This window comes from Noviherbaspirillum sp., from assembly GCF_035254685.1.
Classification (GTDB): Bacteria; Pseudomonadota; Gammaproteobacteria; order Burkholderiales; family Burkholderiaceae_D; genus Noviherbaspirillum.
On sequence record NZ_DATFAI010000034.1, the window covers coordinates 19,133 to 34,819 of the forward strand.

Consider the following 15,687-nt stretch of genomic DNA (forward strand, 5'->3'; position numbering starts at 1 on the left):
CTGCACCATTAAAGGGCACGTGATGCCGACAATCCTTTCGGCATCGGGAAGATGACATGCTCTTCGGCGCCCGGAAGCGGACGCACGCTCTTTGCGCCGAGTTCCTTCAATCGATCGATGACTGCTTGCACCAGGACTTCGGGAGCGGATGCCCCAGCCGTGACCCCGATGCGGCTCTTCCCTTCAAGCCAGGCCGGATCGATTTGCGACGCCATGTCGACCATATATGCGGCTGCCCCCCTCTTCTCGGCGACTTCGCGCAGACGATTGGAATTGGAACTGTTGGGGCTACCGACGACGATTACCAAGTCGACTTGCGGCGCCATGACCTTGACGGCCTCCTGGCGGTTGGTCGTTGCGTAGCAGATATCGCCCTTCTTCGGCTCCGCAATTTTTGGAAACCTGCACTTGAGCGCGGCAATGACATCGGCGGTATCATCGACGGACAATGTGGTCTGCGACACATAGGCGAGCATGTCGGGATTGGAAACCTGCAGCACATCGACATCGGCAACCGTTTCGACCAGATACATGCCTTTATCCGCCTGCCCCATCGTGCCTTCCACTTCAGGGTGTCCATGGTGCCCGATCATGATGATCTCACGGCCCTCGCGGCGCATCTTCGCCACCTCGACATGCACCTTTGTGACCAGCGGACAGGTTGCATCGAACACGCGCAGGCCGCGCTGCAGCGCTTCCTCCTGCACCGCCTTGGACACGCCATGCGCAGAGAAAATGACCGTATTGCCGGGAGGGACGTCGGCAAGTTCTTCAATGAATACCGCGCCCTTGCGGCGCAAGTCGTTCACCACATAGGCGTTGTGCACGATCTCATGGCGGACGTAGATCGGCGCACCGAATTCCTGCAGCGCACGTTCAACGATCTCGATCGCACGGTCGACTCCCGCGCAGAAGCCGCGCGGCTGTGCAAGCAGAACTTCCTTTTCCATGTTCATTCCTTGATGCGGACCTGCACTTATGCCTTACAGTATCCCGATGATCTTCACTTCGAACGTCAACGCCTTGCCAGCGAGCGGATGATTGAAGTCGAACAGCACGCTGGTCGCATCGACATCGCGCACCACGCCCGTGAAGCGTCCACCGCTCGGCGCAGAAAATTCAACCATGTCGCCGACTTCATAATCCTCCCCTTCCGCCGACTGATCGCCAAGTGCGCTGCGTGCGATGCGCTGGAGCAGATCCGGATTGCGCGGGCCGAAGCCCTGCTCCGGCTGGAGGTCGAAGGTCCGGTGCGCCCCTTCCTCCAGGCCCATCAGGCAATCTTCGAGAAACGGGGCCAGCTGTCCGGTGCCGAGCTGGAGCGTGGCGGGCTTTTCATTGAATGTGCTGACGAGGTCACCTCCTTCTGATGCAGCGAGGCGGTAGTGCAGGGTCAGGTAGGCAGTGGGGGTTACTACAGGAGTGGTTGGAATCGACATGACATCTTCGAATGAGGTGGTAACCCGTTATTGTAAGCGAGCTTGTCTCCTGACACGCGCTTTTCACCCGCCTCAGCAAGGGGCTTTGGGGATGACGCCAAAGTGTTCACGGGAGAATCCACGGTGGTGGCGCTGACAACATTGCAGTTTTTATATCTATAATTGCAATTTTGTCACTATTGCCTTTAAGGCATTCATCAACCCATGGCTATCAATCACTGGCCGGAAGAACAACGTCCCCGTGAACGCCTGATCAGGCACGGAGCGCAGATGCTTTCCGACGCAGAACTGCTCGCAGTATTTCTCCGCGTTGGTGTCGCCGGCAAAAGCGCAGTCGACCTGGGACGCGACATGATCGGGCACTTTGGTTCGTTGAACGGACTGTTCACTGCGTCGCTGGATGATTTTGCGAGGATGCACGGGCTCGGACCGGCCAAATATGCGCAGCTTCAGGCAGTCATGGAACTGGCGCGGCGCTCCCTGATGGAAGAACTGCGCCTCGGCGAAGTACTTGGCTCGCCGAAATCCGTCAGGCAATATCTGCAACTGATGCTGGCAAAGCGTCCTTATGAATCATTCGCGGTTCTGTTTCTTGACGTGAAAAATCGCCTGCTTGCCTCCGAGGAGCTTTTCCGCGGCACATTGACACAAACAAGCGTTTATCCGCGCGAGGTTGTCAAAGCTGCGCTGGCACAGAATGCCGCGAGCATCATCCTCGCGCACAACCACCCGTCCGGCACGCCGGAGCCGAGCGAGGCGGACAGGACGCTGACGGGCGCGCTCAAGCAGGCATTGGCGCTGGTAGATATTCGGATACTCGATCATTTCATCGTCGCCGGCAGCGATGTTTATTCCTTTGCCGAACACGGTGAAATGTGAAAACCAAGCCGGCAGAATTGTTAAATCAAGCGAAGATTAGAAGACACAATTATTTTTCGCAAGTCATTGAAAAAACACATTTTTTTCGCTATACTTTCGTTTTTTCCAAATCTGGAATCTTTTAAAGGAGTTAGCCATGGCACGTGTTTGCCAAGTCACCGGGAAGGGGCCGATGGTCGGCAACAACGTTTCCCATGCCAACAACAAGACCAAGCGTCGTTTTTTGCCGAACCTGCAAAACCGTCGCATCTTCGTTGAATCCGAAAACCGCTGGGTGTCTCTGCGTGTGTCCAACGCCGGTCTGCGCGTGATCGACAAGATTGGCATCGACGCAGTGCTCGCTGACATGCGTGCTCGCGGCGAAAAAATCTAAGCGCCCCCGAGCGGCATTTATTAGGAAAATATCATGGCAAAATCTAACCGCGACAAAATCAAGCTGGAATCGACCGCTGGTACTGGTCACTTCTACACCACCACGAAGAACAAGCGCACCACGCCGGAAAAATTGACGATCATGAAGTTTGATCCGAAGGCACGCAAGCACGTGGAATACAAGGAAACCAAGATCAAGTAATTGATCGGCTTCAGTACAAAGACAAAAAGCCCCGCAACTGCGGGGCTTTTTATTGACATGTACCATCAGGTGAAACAAAAACGCCGCCAGGAAATCCACGGCCGCGTTTCATGATCATGCTGCCGCAGGGCAGTATTCTGTCATGCGTAGCTGCGCAAGCGCAGCGCAAACTCCTGCAATGCCTTGATGCCGGAAGCTTCCGCCCGTGCACACCAATCCTGCAATTGCTGCAGCAGTTGTTCCCTGCTCGAATTTGAACGCTCCCAGATTGCGCCAAGTTCGACACGCATCTCATGCATGGTCTGCAGCACGTTGCTGTGAGCAAACAACTCCGTCAACTGCTGCTTTTGCGGCGCTTCCAGCTTTGCCGGCTCCCGCTGAAGCAACTTCTTCGACGACTTGAGAAACTTCGCTTCAAACTTGGCCTTTTCCGCGAGGTGCTCTACCTCCTCCCGCCAGGCGCGCTTGATCGACTTCGCGTATTTCGCCATCACATCGTAACGGTTGGCAATCACCGATTGCAAGGTGTCAAAATCCGCAACCATTTTCGCACGGTTGAATTTCGGCGCCGGCGCCACTTTCTTCACCTTCGCCAGCCCGAGGGTGGCGAGAATGCGAATATATAGCCAGCCGATATCGAATTCATACCATTTCGACGAGAGCTTGGCGGAGGTGCCAAAGGTGTGATGATTGTTGTGCAATTCCTCACCACCGATAATGATGCCGATCGGAAAAATGTTGGTCGATGCGTCAGTGCAATCGTAGTTGCGATAACCCCAGTAATGGCCAATGCCATTGATGATGCCGGCCGCACTGATCGGAATCCAGAGCATCTGTACTGCCCATACAGTGACGCCGACAACGCCGAACAGCAGCACATCAATGATGAGCATCAGACCGACACCCTGCCAGCTGTACTTGCTGTAGATGTTGCGCTCGATCCAGTCATCCGGCGTGCCGTGACCGTACTTCTCCATGGTTTCGCGATTCTTCGATTCGGCGCGATAGAGTTCGGCACCTTCGAGCAGCACCTTCGTGATGCCGCGCGTCACCGGGCTGTGCGGGTCTTCCTCGGTCTCGCACTTGGCGTGGTGCTTGCGGTGAATTGCCGCCCATTCCTTGGTCACCATGCCGGTGGTCATCCACAGCCAGAAACGAAAGAAATGGCTGGGTATGGCGTGCAGGTCAAGCGCGCGATGCGCCTGGCAGCGATGCAGGAAGATCGTGACGCTGGCAATGGTGATATGCGTGACGATGAGCGTATAGGCAAGAACTTCCCAGCCGCTTGCTCCCGTCATGCCGTTGGAAAGGAAACTCAGTACTGCATCGAACATGGTATTCTCAATCATTCAAACTCCGGACAGTGTGCACTCCAGGAAAGCATAAGAGTCATGCTGTCAGCCAGAATCGGACTTCCGGAATGCATTTTGGCCCCGATTGTACGCTGTTTACGAAGTCTCGGTTGCGCGCACGACCTTCGATATCCGGTGCTCGCTTTCGGCGGGGAGATCAATGAGCCTGACTTCACGCTGCGGGTATGGCACCTGTATTTGGTTTTCCTGCAACATCTTCCAGATTGCCCTGTTCACGTCAGACAGGACATTGGTACGGCCGTTCTCCGGATCCGAGATCCAAAAACCGAGTTCCAGTTCAAGTCCGTCAGCTTCGAACTTGATCAGGTAGGCCTGCGGCGCCGGGCTGGATGATACGCGGGGAATGCCTGCGGCGACCTCCTCCATCAGGCGCAGCACCAGGTCAATATCGGTCTCGTAACCCACCGTCACTCGCGTGAAAAGCCGCAAGATCTTGTCCGTCAACGAATAGTTCAGCACTGGTCCGGACAGCAGCATTTCATTGGGAATGACAGTTTCGACGCCCTCCGGACCTCGCACAACCGTGTAACGGGTATTGATCTGCGTGACCTGACCGGAATACTTGTCGATGGTCACCAGGTCGCCAATCGCCAGGCTGCGCTCGAGAAGAATCACGAACCCGGACACATAACTGCTGACGATTTTCTGCAGGCCGAGGCCGAGGCCGACGCCCAGCGCACCACCAAATACCGACAACACGGTCAGGTCAATGCCGACCAGCGAGAGGCTGATCAACACGGCGACGAGAATGAATACGGCGCGACCCATGCGCGCCATCACCACTCGCAGCGATGAATGCACGCTTTCCATTCGCATCAGCCGTTCTTCGAGCGTCGCCGCGGCCCAGAGAGCAATCACCAGTGTAACTAGCACCGATACAGCGGCCTGCAACATGGTCAGCAGCGAAACCTTGTGGCGGCCAACCGGAAGCACAGTGTCGTCCAGGTACTGCAGCAGTTCCGGCCACCATCCAGTGATGTAGAGCGCGACGCCCAGCCAGACCAGTGTCGCGAACGCCTTTTCAAAGATCAGTACGAAGGCGCCGGCCTTTCCGCCGCGCACGAAGATACGATGCAGCACGTAAAAGCTCAGCCGAATGAGCGCAAACGAGCCGACCAGGGGAATCGCCACCTTGAGCAGGTTGACATGCTGGTATTGCCCCAGCAGCGGTTTGGCGATGGAAATCAGCGCGAGCGACACAAGGGGCGACAGGACGCGGGCGAAACTTTCCATGCCGAGTCGCATGACGCGCAACTGCATATCGTGTGCAGTCAGGCGATTGCGGACGACGCGTGCAATCGCCCATCCCACAGAAAGGCACAAAACCAGGGTGGCAATCTGGCCCAACAGGCCCGGCTCACGAAGATCGTTCAAGAAATCAACCAGCAGGCCGGAAATGGCATCGTTTTTCATCGCTTGTACGGCGTTGCGTCTTGCCTATGCCGCTCCCAGTTCTGCGCATAGCGTTCTGCCAGCGCGGGGTTTTTCCTGGCAATCAGCACGTTTTCCGCATTCCTGTGCTGCGCCGTCCACGTGAAATTGAAACTGCCGGTGACGACCGTTGCGTCCTGCCCGTTGGGGTCGATCACAATCACCTTGTTATGCGCGTTCTGGTACTTTGTTTCGAGCCAGACCGGGATTCCTGCGGCAGCCAGTGTGGGCGCGGCCGAAGATTCTGTCCGCTCGAGCTGGTCGGCATCGACCAAGACGCGCACGTCAATGCCGCGACGATGCGCTGAGACAAGGCTAGATGCGATCTTTTTACTCGTCAATAGATAGGCCTGCACCAGAACCTGCTGGCGTGCGCCTTCAATCGTGCCCACCACGAGCGCCTCGATGTCATCTCCGGGCGTAAAGGCAGCCTGGAGCGTGCCTTGCGCCTGCATGACGGGCGAGACGCCGCGGCAAGACGCCGCAGCAGCCGCGATCATGAACAGGCATGCTACGGCAACACGAACGGGACGAATCATTTTTTCCGCTCGAAGACGGCGGCGAAGAATCCATCGGTCTGGTGAAGATGCGGCATCAGCTTGAGGTAATCCTGCATCTCGAGGGGAATTTTCTGCTCTGCCAGCACATCTTTCATCGGGACCAGCGAAAAATCCGGATGTGCTTCCAGGAACTGCGCAGCGATGGCTTCGTTTTCCTCGTCGAGCAGGCTGCATGTCGCATACACCAGACGACCACCCGGCTTCAACAGGCGCGCCGCGCTCGACAGGATGGCCGCCTGCTTTGCATTCAGTTCGAGCACCGATTCGGGAGTCTGCCGCCATTTCATGTCGGGGTTGCGGCGCAACGTACCCAGTCCGCTACACGGCGCATCCACAAGCACTCGGTCGATCTTTGCAACCAGGCGCTTGACCTTGGCGTCGTTCTCATGCGCGATCACCACCGGATAAACATTCGACAACCCGCTGCGCGCAAGCCGTGGTTTGAGCTTGGCCAGGCGCTTGTCCGACACGTCGAATGCATACAGGCGCCCAGTGTTGCGCATCGCGGCGCCAAGCGCGAGAGTTTTGCCGCCCGCGCCGGCACAGAAGTCAACTACCATTTCGCCGCGCTTTGCGCCGACGATCTGCGCCAGCAGCTGGCTGCCTTCGTCCTGCACTTCGATGGCGCCCGATTTGAACAGCGGGAGATTCTGTAATGCCGGTTTTTTCCGGATGCGGATACCGAGCGGTGCATACGGCGTCGGCTCGCACTCGATCGGTGCGGTCGAGAGCTCGGCGATCACATCCTCGCGCTTTGCCTTGAGCGCATTGACGCGCAGATCCAGCGGCGCAGAACGGTTGAGTGCCTCAGCCAGTTGCAGAGTGGCTGCCTCGCCGTCGCGCGCCACCAGTTTGTCATAAAGCCACGCAGGCAAATTGGCGCGCAACGCCGCCGGCAGGGAATGGCGTTCGATCTGAGCAATTCGATGCAGCCAGTCAGCTTCTTCCTGCGCCAGGCCGGCCAGCGAGTCAGCACCGACAGCGTCCGCCAGTCCGAGCAATACCAAGCGGCGCATGGCTGGCCCGAAGCCGGATTCAGCGAAACTGGCATAGGCGAGCTTGTTGCGCAGCACGGCATAAATGCCTTCGGCGACGGCGTTGCGTTCGCGCGAGCCGAGTTTGGGGTGTTCGCGGAAATAATGCGACAGGATGACGTCAGCGGGCCCGGTAAAGCGCAAGACTTCGCGCAATACTTGTTCGGCGTGGTTGACGACCGCGGGATGCAATCTCATGGGAATCTTTCAGGTGTTCGCAGGCTGTGCTCGCTCTTCGAGCACACGGACCAGGCCGTTTTCGATCTTCAGGCGGCCTTCGACGAACCAACGTACGGCACGCGGATAAATGACGTGCTCCTGGGCCAGTACCCGGTCGGCCAGCGTGTGCTCATCGTCATCGGGCAACAGCGGTACCGCCGCCTGGGCGACGATCGGGCCATGGTCGAGGTCAGCGGTAACGAAGTGCACGGTGGCACCATGTACCTTCACGCCGGCATCCAGCGCCTGGCGATGGGTGGCCAGTCCAGGAAAGCTCGGCAGCAGGGATGGATGGATATTGAGCATGCGGCCTGAATAATGCTCAACAAAAGGCGGCGTCAGGATGCGCATGAATCCGGCAAGTACGACGAGATCGGGCGAAAACCGGTCGATGGCGCCACGCAGCGCGGTATCGAAGGCTTCGCGGTTCGAAAATTCCTTGCTGACGACCACATCGGTCGGAATGCCGTGTTCGGCGGCGAAACGCAAGCCCTCCGCGTCGGCGCGGTTGCTGATCACAGCCGCAATCCGGCAGGGCCATTTTTCTGCTTGTGCAGCGCGGACAATGGCCTGCATGTTGCTGCCGCGTCCGGAAATCAGAATAACGATCTTTTTCATGGCGCGCATTTTACCCCACGCATCCTTCCGGGGCTGAAATAAAAAGCCGGCCCACAGGCCGGCATGTCGAAAGACTATCGAAGCGGGATTACTGGAAAGAATAGAAGACGCGGAATGCCACGTTCTTTTCAGCCCAGAAGTCCGCTGCATCGCGGAAGACATCGAGCAGCGTTTCGCGCGCTTCCTTGTCGAACTTCGGCGTGTTCGGCAATTGTTCGAGGACAACCAGGAAACCGGGTTGAGGGCCCGCCTTGTAGGGCAAATCAGTGAGGCAGTCGCTCAGCGCATCGAAATTCTTGCCGAAATGCTTTGGAAAATGAAAGGCGCTGGCGATGCAGGCCAATACCTGCTGCTTGGTTGTCGCTTCTGCGCAATAAGCATAGAGAAAATGCTGGCCAAGGCGCGCAGCCTCTTCCTGCAGGTCGGTCACCCTGAATGCGCGAATGGACTGCACCCAGTTAGGCGGCACGTGTTTGAACAGGTCCATGTTATCCTCCGCTCGTGCGATTAGCGTTGCGGGTTCGCTGTGCAGTGGCTCGATTCGCATTTCTTTACTCTTTGATGCGCTTGAAAGTCGCATAATGGTCATCGGTATAATAGTATTCACCGGAGGACATGGGATCGCCACCGGCGATGATGCGGCGTGCGCCGCGACTGCGGGTGCCGGGTGTCTTTACCGTAAACTCGTGATAATACCCTCGCTTGCGTCTGGGTAAAACCCCTTCATAGTTGCCGAATACGACGCCATCCTTGACATAAGGGAATGGCCCGCCCTTCTTGATCAATGTCAGGGTCTGCTGTGCTTCCCGAGGCAGTTCGTGAACGGCAATGACATCGATTCGGTCTTTGCCTTTTGCCAGTACATTCAGCGATAGCAGTAAGACTGCAAGAAAAAAAGTCCAACTTTTCAGAAACTTGGCATTCACCGTCGAAATCTTGCTGATTTAGTTGAAAAATTAACAAGCACGATGATCACAGTGCTCTAGGGTAACTGCTTGTGATGAACGAAGCAACCCCGCCGGTTGCATGCATCGCGTGCAATCATTCTGTCGGGATTGAAAAATGTTGTCAACAAGGCTACCCCCTTATGACCTTTCCCGCTTCCGGCCCATGAATTTCCAGCCTGGAGCGCGCGTTCTGCAGTTGAATTGCCTTGCAGCCGCTGCGATTACAAATTGTTGCAATACTTACTTGCCAATAAACAATTGACGGTAGGCGGTCCCGCTAGGTTTGGCGTTTAATGTAACGAAGGACATCAAGGAGAATGTTATGACTCGCCCCACTCTTATCCCAAGCCTTCGGTTCATAGCTGCCGCCGCGCTGGTTGCAGCAGCGCCACTTGCAATGGCGCATGGCGGAAATGTCAACTGGTCCGTCACCCTCGGGTCACCTGGCATTTACGCTCCGCCGCCGCCCGTGGTCTACGTACAACCCGAGCCGGTCTATGTGAATCCGGCGCCAGTGTATGTACGCCCCGCCCCGGTTTATGTGCAGCCGACGACCGTAATCCGTTACGGCCAGCCGTATTACGTCGCGCCGTATGGTTACGGTAGACCGCACGGTCACTGGAAGCATCATCACGACTGGCGTTAAGCAACGACGGTCAATCGCAGGCAATGTGGCAGCCGGGTTCAGCCCGGCTGCCAGTCGCACCCCGCAGTACATGATTTCCGGCGGAATCAGCCAGTCTTGAGGGCTCGCTCCGGGCGTATTCCCGCCTCTTCATTCATTCCAAAAAACGCAAGAATGTCAGCCCGTCGTGCAAATGCATCCTTTTGTCCCAGTTCGATCAGTTCGCAGGTATAGCTGGCCTCGAACAGAAGGTACGAAGCCAGGGCACCGCCACGTGCTTCTGTCGCGCCGATGGTGCCCAAGAGCATCCGCACCGGTCCTGGCAGGCTTTGCACATGCCTGCTTGCCATTTCATCAAGCCGTTCCGACGGAGCAATGATCAGCAGATCAATCGGCCTCAGAGGAGTCCTCTCCCTCTGCTCTTCCGTCATATATGACAGCGTCAGATTGATTCTGGACATGCGCTCAATGTCGACGGCAAGACTGTCGAGGAAGATGCTCGACAACGCGTGGCCGGCGATTTGCGCCAGTGAAGGATATGGCGCGAACTCCGGGGTTTCGCGCCAGTTTTCTGTCAGGCGGCCGGCACCGATCACGAGTACCTTGTCCGCACCAAGGTGAATTGCTGGCGATATCGGCGCAATCTGCCGCATCGAACCGTCGCCAAAATATTCCCGCCGGCCGTCGCAATAGATTGGCGTGGCCGGAAAGATGAGCGGAATAGCGGACGACGCGAGCAGGTGCTCGACACCGATCTGCCCGCGCTGCGCGATCCGTTGCGAGCGCACCCAGGGATCAATCGCGGCTTCAGTCTGGAAGAATGTAATGTGTCGGCCATGCGTGTAGGAAGACGCCGTGACCGCAAGCGCATGCAGTGAGCCTTCGAGCAGGGCCGCATCGAGTCGCGGGAAATTCAGCATCCGATTGAGCAAGGTCACCAGCGGCGTGTTGTCCAGCAGCGCATTCGGCGGATTGGCTTTCCACTTGCGCAGCAACCATCCGAACGACAGCAATGAGAGCCAACGTGCGCCGGACCGCAGCACACCGAGCGAGTCGGCGCGATAGACCTCTTCAGCCGTGATGTGCTCCCAAACCTGGAAGACTTTTTCCAGCCCCTCGTTGAAGTTGTCGGCGTGGCACGCTAGGGCGGTCGCATTGATCGCACCCGCGGATGTACCGCAGATGATGTCATAGGGGCTGCGCGAATGCTGCCAGCCCGCCTCGCGAAGAATAGCCGACACCCCGTGCAGCACACCTACCTGGTATGCCGCCCGTGCGCCTCCTCCTGTCAGGACCAGACCTGTTTTCTTTCTGCCGTGCATCTCGTGAGATTAGCAGGGCAAACGCGAATTGTGGAGGAAAGTCGCCGGCAACCACACACGAAAAACAACGTCACCCGAACCCGGGTCGCCTGTTCAGTCGCCCATCACTACACCTTCACGCCGTGGATCAGCGCCGCCGAACCACACGTCCTCGCCATGAATGTTGGTTCGCATGATGCCCTGCAGCCCGGAGGTTTGCTCCATCACCCGCACATTATGTCCTTTGGCTTTCAATTGCTCGATCACCGCGTCAGGAAAGCGCCCCTGTTCCAGTTCAGTAGGGCCGTTACGGCTACCGAAGTTGGGAAGGCTGATTGCCTGTTGCACGTTCAGGCCCCAGTCCATCGTGCCGACCAGGACCTTGGCGACGTAATTGATGATGGCCGATCCGCCCGGAGATCCGGTCGACATGACCAGCTTCTTCGTTCGCTTGTCAAACACCAGTGTCGGCGACATCGAGCTGCGCGGGCGCTTCCCCGGCTGTACGCGATTGGCGACAGGTCCGTTTGCATCCACTGCGTCGAACGAAAAGTCCGTCAGCTGGTTATTGAGCAGGAAGCCGTCCACCATCTGGCGCGAGCCGAACGCGTCCTCGATAGTGGTGGTCATGGAAATGGCGTTGCCAAAGGCATCAACCACAGAAATATGCGAGGTCGATGGCAGTTCGGGAGAAGTGTCCTGTCCGCGAGCCAGCGCCGTTGCGGGAGGAGTGCCGTAACGGGCCTGCCCCATCGATTTCTCCGTGATGAGCGCTGCCCGTTGGGCGAGGTATTCTTTGTCGAGGAGCGGCTTGATGCTGTTGCCGGGGAGAGGTACAAAATCCGCGTCGGCCACATAACGGCCGCGATCGGCATAGGCGAGCCGGCCAGCTTCGGAAAAGAGATGGATGCCCTCGGCGCTCGGAATGCCCTCTTTCGGTGTATATGGACGAATGTCTTTCACCTCCAGGATCCCGAGCATCTGCGCAATTGCAATACCGCCCGAGGATGGCGGCGGCATGCCGCAGACTGTCCAGGCTTTGTAGTCGGTGCATACCGGTTCGCGCAACTTCGCCTGGTAGCCTGCAAGATCGACGGCGCTCAAGCCGCCGGGATTGACGGGATGGCTCTTGACCTTCGCCTCGATATCGTGCGCAACCTGCCCTTTGTAGAATGCATCGGCGCCGCCTAGTGCTACTTGACGTAGCACCTTCGCCAGTTCCGGGTTCTTCAGTACATGCCCAGCCGGCCATGGCTTGCCGTCCTTGTCATAGAAATAGGCGGCGGCGACCGGCTCCTTCTTCAAATGCGGCTCGGTCTGCAGCATCGCTGCGAGGCGCGGACTGACAGCGAATCCATTTTCCGCCAGCGTGATGGCCGGCGCGAACAGCGATGCCCATGGCAAACGTCCGTATTGCCGATGCGCCAGCTCCAGCATGCGCAGCACGCCGGGCGTGCCGACCGAACGCCCGCCGACCACACCTTCATAGAAGGGAAGCGCCTTGCCCGCTGCATCCAGGAAAAGCCTTTCCGTAGCGGCGGCAGGAGCCGTTTCGCGGCCATCGAACGCCTTGACGGTTTTGCCGTCGAAGTGCATCAGGAACGCGCCGCCGCCGATACCGGAGGATTGCGGCTCAACCAGGTTCAGCACCATTTGGACCGCGATGGCGGCATCGACAGCCGAGCCACCTGCCCGCAAAACCTGATAACCGGCGTCGGTGGCAAGCGGATTGGCCGCGGCGACCATGTACTTCTTCGCGATCCATCCGGGCTTTTCAACGTAGCCGGTGGCGCGTTCCGGCGCCTGCGTACCGAGTGGCAGGTTCTGTTGTGACGGCGATGTTGCGCATGCGCCAAGCAGCAGCGCTACGAACGCGACGGAAAACAGCCTTGTTTTGCCCATTGCCGGCTCCAGAAGGAAAAAGACAAGCGAATTGCTTGTCTTAGTCTATGGAAATTCCCGCAGGCGCACTTGAGCGTGCTCACTCCGGCGCGCCTGCCCTTTCATGCCGGTACTGACCGGCAAAACCGAATCACTTCGGCTGCATGCGGATGGCGCCGTCGAGACGGATGGTTTCGCCATTGAGCATCATGTTTTCGATGATGGTTTTTGCGAGGTTGGCATATTCGGCCGGTTTGCCAAGGCGCGGAGGGAACGGCACCATGCGGCCAAGGGCGTCCTGCACTTCCTTTGGCATGCCAAGCAGCATCGGTGTTTCGAAAATGCCCGGCGCAATCGTCATCACGCGGATGCCGCTGCGCGACAGGTCGCGCGCCATTGGCAATGTAAGACCGACCACGCCTGCCTTGGATGCGCCATACGCGGCTTGGCCGATCTGACCGTCATACGCGGCGACCGATGCGGTGTTGATGATGATGCCGCGCTCGCCGTCTGCTGTGGCGTCGGCCTTCGACATAGAATCCGCTGCCAAGCGCGCCATGTTGAACGTGCCGACCAGGTTGATATTGATGGTGCGCTGGAATATCTCCAGCGGATGCGGGCCTTCCTTGCCGACTGTTTTCACCGCCGGCGCTACGCCTGCGCAGTTCACTAGTCCGCGCAGGGTGCCCATCGAAGTAGCGGCTTCCACCACGGCCTTGCCGTCGGCTTCCGATGTTACGTCGCACTTGACGAACCTGCCCTTCAATTCGCTGGCCAGCTTCTCGCCTGGCTCGACCTGTACGTCGGCCAGCACGACCTTCCCGCCATTCTCGGTAATCATGCGCGCGGTAGCCGCGCCAAGGCCGGATGCGCCGCCGGTGATGATGAATACATTGTTCTGGATCTGCATGCTGCCCCTCTCCTGTTGAAGAATGAAAATGTTGCGCGAAAGTGACGTTTACGTAAACGTAAGAAGCGTCATTGTAGCCAATTTTTCATGCCTGAAAAGAAACCGAAAAAGAAAAAGGCAGCCGTAGCTGCCTTTTCGGAGGGCCTGCCCTGTCTTATGGCTTGGAAGCAGGCGCGGTCGCCGGAGCTGCCTCGGCCGGCGCTGCTGCAGGTGCGGTCGCTGCCGGAGCAGTGACTGCCGGCGTGTTTGTCGTATGCGCAACAGGTGCCGAGCCGCCGACCATCGGTAATAGCGGCACGATCAGCAATGCCACGATATTGATGATCTTGATCAGCGGGTTGACTGCGGGGCCAGCGGTGTCCTTGTAAGGATCGCCCACGGTATCGCCGGTCACGGCAGCCTTGTGCGCTTCGGAACCCTTGCCGCCGTGGTGGCCGTCTTCGATGTACTTCTTGGCGTTATCCCACGCGCCGCCGCCGGTACACATCGAGATCGCCACGAACAGGCCGGTGACGATGGTACCCATCAGCAAGCCGCCGAGCGCGGCCGGACCCAGAAGCAGACCGACCAGGATCGGCACAACGACCGGCAGCAATGAAGGAATGATCATTTCCTTGATCGCCGCCGTGGTCAGCATGTCGACTGCCTTGCCGTATTCCGGCTTGGCGGTGCCTTCCATAATGCCCTTGATCTCGCGGAACTGGCGACGCACTTCCTCAACCACGCTACCTGCTGCGCGGCCGACTGCTTCCATCGCCATCGCGCCGAACAGGTAGGGAATCAGGCCGCCGATGAAGAGGCCGATGATGACCATGTGGTCGGACAGGTCGAAGGACAGGTGCATGCCGCGGCCTTCGAGCGCGTGGGTGTAGTCCGCAAAGAGCACCAGTGCAGCGAGGCCGGCAGAACCGATCGCGTAGCCTTTGGTGACGGCCTTGGTCGTGTTGCCCACGGCGTCGAGCGGGTCGGTGATGTCACGCACGGAATCCGGCAGTTCGGCCATTTCGGCGATGCCGCCGGCGTTGTCGGTGATCGGACCATACGCGTCCAGCGCGACCACGATGCCCGCCATGCTGAGCATGGCAGTCGCCGCAACTGCGATGCCGTACAGGCCGGCCAGCGAATAGGAAACGCCGATCGCCATACAGACGAAGAGCACCGGCCATGCAGTGGACTTCATCGACACGCCAAGTCCGGCGATGATGTTGGTGCCATGGCCGGTGGTCGATGCCTGTGCGACGTGCTGCACCGGCTTGTAATCGGTGCCGGTGTAGTACTCGGTGATCCACACCATCAGCGCGGTGAGCAGAAGGCCGACGACGCAGGCGCCGAACAGTGCCATGGCGCTGACCGTCTTGCCGCCGACAACGGAAACGGCTTGCGGGAACAGCCAGGTCGTGACGAAGTAGAAGGCGATCAGCGAAATCACGCCGGCAACGATCAGCCCCTTGTACAGCGCGGGCATTACGTTCTTCATGCCGGGCGAGGCCTTGACGAAGCTGCAGCCGATGATCGAAGCAATGATCGACACGCCGCCGAGTACCAGCGGGTAGATCACCGCGTTCAGCGGCGCGCCGGTCACCATGAGCGCGCCAAGCGTCATGGTGGCGATCAGGGTCACCGCATAGGTTTCGAACAGGTCGGCGGCCATGCCGGCGCAGTCACCGACGTTGTCACCGACGTTGTCAGCGATCACCGCCGGATTGCGCGGATCGTCCTCGGGAATGCCCGCCTCGACCTTGCCCACCAGGTCGGCGCCCACGTCGGCGCCCTTGGTGAAGATGCCGCCGCCGAGACGCGCGAAGATGGAGATGAGCGAGCCGCCGAATGCGAGGCCGACGAGCGCATGCAACGCGTCTTTCGCGACCACTTCAGGCGTGCCGGGCAGCGTGTGCC

Annotated in this window: 17 protein-coding genes; 4 read left to right on the forward strand and 13 right to left on the reverse strand. The window is 58.6% G+C overall.

What is annotated here, in order from left to right; translation table 11 throughout:
• Nucleotides 1–8: 8 nt before the first annotated feature.
• Nucleotides 9–950: a 4-hydroxy-3-methylbut-2-enyl diphosphate reductase gene (gene ispH / locus VJ698_RS15305; RefSeq protein ID WP_324103647.1), complete on the reverse strand. Its 942-nt coding sequence runs from the start codon at nucleotides 948–950 to the stop codon at nucleotides 9–11.
• A 33-nt stretch (nucleotides 951–983) separates the two neighbouring features.
• Complete coding sequence (locus VJ698_RS15310; RefSeq protein WP_324103648.1) at nucleotides 984–1,439, reverse strand: peptidylprolyl isomerase; 456 nt, start codon at nucleotides 1,437–1,439, stop codon at nucleotides 984–986.
• 204 nt (nucleotides 1,440–1,643) lie between these two features.
• On the opposite strand from VJ698_RS15310, the gene radC reads away from it, so the two are divergent.
• From radC to rpmG, 3 genes are all read left to right on the forward strand, one after another.
• Nucleotides 1,644–2,318, forward strand: a complete 675-nt coding sequence (gene radC / locus VJ698_RS15315; RefSeq protein WP_324103649.1) for a RadC family protein — start codon at nucleotides 1,644–1,646, stop codon at nucleotides 2,316–2,318.
• 136 nt (nucleotides 2,319–2,454) lie between these two features.
• Complete coding sequence (gene rpmB, locus VJ698_RS15320; RefSeq protein ID WP_026075705.1) at nucleotides 2,455–2,691, forward strand: 50S ribosomal protein L28; 237 nt, start codon at nucleotides 2,455–2,457, stop codon at nucleotides 2,689–2,691.
• 33 nt (nucleotides 2,692–2,724) lie between these two features.
• Nucleotides 2,725–2,892 (forward strand): 50S ribosomal protein L33, encoded by a 168-nt coding sequence (rpmG, locus tag VJ698_RS15325; RefSeq protein ID WP_324103650.1) that lies wholly within the window; start codon nucleotides 2,725–2,727, stop codon nucleotides 2,890–2,892.
• A 140-nt stretch (nucleotides 2,893–3,032) separates the two neighbouring features.
• On the opposite strand, the gene VJ698_RS15330 is transcribed toward rpmG, so the two are convergent.
• The 7 genes from VJ698_RS15330 to VJ698_RS15360 all read right to left on the reverse strand — a co-directional run bounded on the left by VJ698_RS15330 (nucleotide 3,033) and on the right by VJ698_RS15360 (nucleotide 9,053).
• Nucleotides 3,033–4,226, reverse strand: coding sequence for a DesA family fatty acid desaturase (locus VJ698_RS15330; protein ID WP_414691173.1), 1,194 nt, complete (start codon nucleotides 4,224–4,226; stop codon nucleotides 3,033–3,035).
• Nucleotides 4,227–4,340: 114 nt separating this feature from the next.
• Nucleotides 4,341–5,678 (reverse strand): mechanosensitive ion channel family protein, encoded by a 1,338-nt coding sequence (locus tag VJ698_RS15335; protein ID WP_324103652.1) that lies wholly within the window; start codon nucleotides 5,676–5,678, stop codon nucleotides 4,341–4,343.
• Nucleotides 5,675–6,235 carry a phospholipase D family protein gene (locus VJ698_RS15340; protein WP_414691170.1) on the reverse strand — a complete coding sequence of 187 codons (561 nt, stop codon included), beginning with the start codon at nucleotides 6,233–6,235 and terminating at the stop codon, nucleotides 5,675–5,677. Before VJ698_RS15340 ends, VJ698_RS15335 begins: the two co-directional genes overlap by 4 nt.
• Nucleotides 6,232–7,488, reverse strand: a complete 1,257-nt coding sequence (locus VJ698_RS15345) for an RsmB/NOP family class I SAM-dependent RNA methyltransferase (RefSeq protein WP_324103653.1) — start codon at nucleotides 7,486–7,488, stop codon at nucleotides 6,232–6,234. The genes VJ698_RS15340 and VJ698_RS15345 overlap by 4 nt, the downstream gene beginning before the upstream one ends.
• A 9-nt stretch (nucleotides 7,489–7,497) precedes the next feature.
• Nucleotides 7,498–8,136: a phosphoribosylglycinamide formyltransferase gene (purN, locus tag VJ698_RS15350; RefSeq protein WP_324103662.1), complete on the reverse strand. Its 639-nt coding sequence runs from the start codon at nucleotides 8,134–8,136 to the stop codon at nucleotides 7,498–7,500.
• Nucleotides 8,137–8,215: 79 nt separating this feature from the next.
• Nucleotides 8,216–8,614, reverse strand: coding sequence for a barstar family protein (locus tag VJ698_RS15355; RefSeq protein WP_414691171.1), 399 nt, complete (start codon nucleotides 8,612–8,614; stop codon nucleotides 8,216–8,218).
• Nucleotides 8,615–8,678: 64 nt separating this feature from the next.
• Nucleotides 8,679–9,053, reverse strand: coding sequence for a ribonuclease domain-containing protein (locus VJ698_RS15360; RefSeq protein WP_414691172.1), 375 nt, complete (start codon nucleotides 9,051–9,053; stop codon nucleotides 8,679–8,681).
• 343 nt (nucleotides 9,054–9,396) lie between these two features.
• Between VJ698_RS15360 and VJ698_RS15365 the strand changes: the two genes are divergently transcribed.
• Nucleotides 9,397–9,720 (forward strand): hypothetical protein, encoded by a 324-nt coding sequence (locus VJ698_RS15365; RefSeq protein ID WP_324103655.1) that lies wholly within the window; start codon nucleotides 9,397–9,399, stop codon nucleotides 9,718–9,720.
• Nucleotides 9,721–9,806: 86 nt separating this feature from the next.
• On the opposite strand, the gene VJ698_RS15370 is transcribed toward VJ698_RS15365, so the two are convergent.
• From VJ698_RS15370 to VJ698_RS15385, 4 genes are all read right to left on the reverse strand, one after another.
• Entirely contained in the window at nucleotides 9,807–11,021 is a 1,215-nt protein-coding gene (locus VJ698_RS15370) for a patatin-like phospholipase family protein (protein ID WP_324103656.1), read from the reverse strand.
• 93 nt (nucleotides 11,022–11,114) lie between these two features.
• Nucleotides 11,115–12,902 carry a gamma-glutamyltransferase gene (ggt, locus tag VJ698_RS15375; protein WP_324103657.1) on the reverse strand — a complete coding sequence of 596 codons (1,788 nt, stop codon included), beginning with the start codon at nucleotides 12,900–12,902 and terminating at the stop codon, nucleotides 11,115–11,117.
• Between the two features lie 130 nt (nucleotides 12,903–13,032).
• The gene (locus VJ698_RS15380; RefSeq protein WP_324103658.1) at nucleotides 13,033–13,791 is read right to left on the reverse strand and encodes a 3-hydroxyacyl-CoA dehydrogenase; all 759 of its coding nucleotides are present in this window, start codon (nucleotides 13,789–13,791) and stop codon (nucleotides 13,033–13,035) included.
• A 154-nt stretch (nucleotides 13,792–13,945) separates the two neighbouring features.
• The coding region (locus VJ698_RS15385; RefSeq protein WP_324103659.1) for a sodium-translocating pyrophosphatase at nucleotides 13,946–15,687 on the reverse strand (1,742 nt) is incomplete at its 5' end.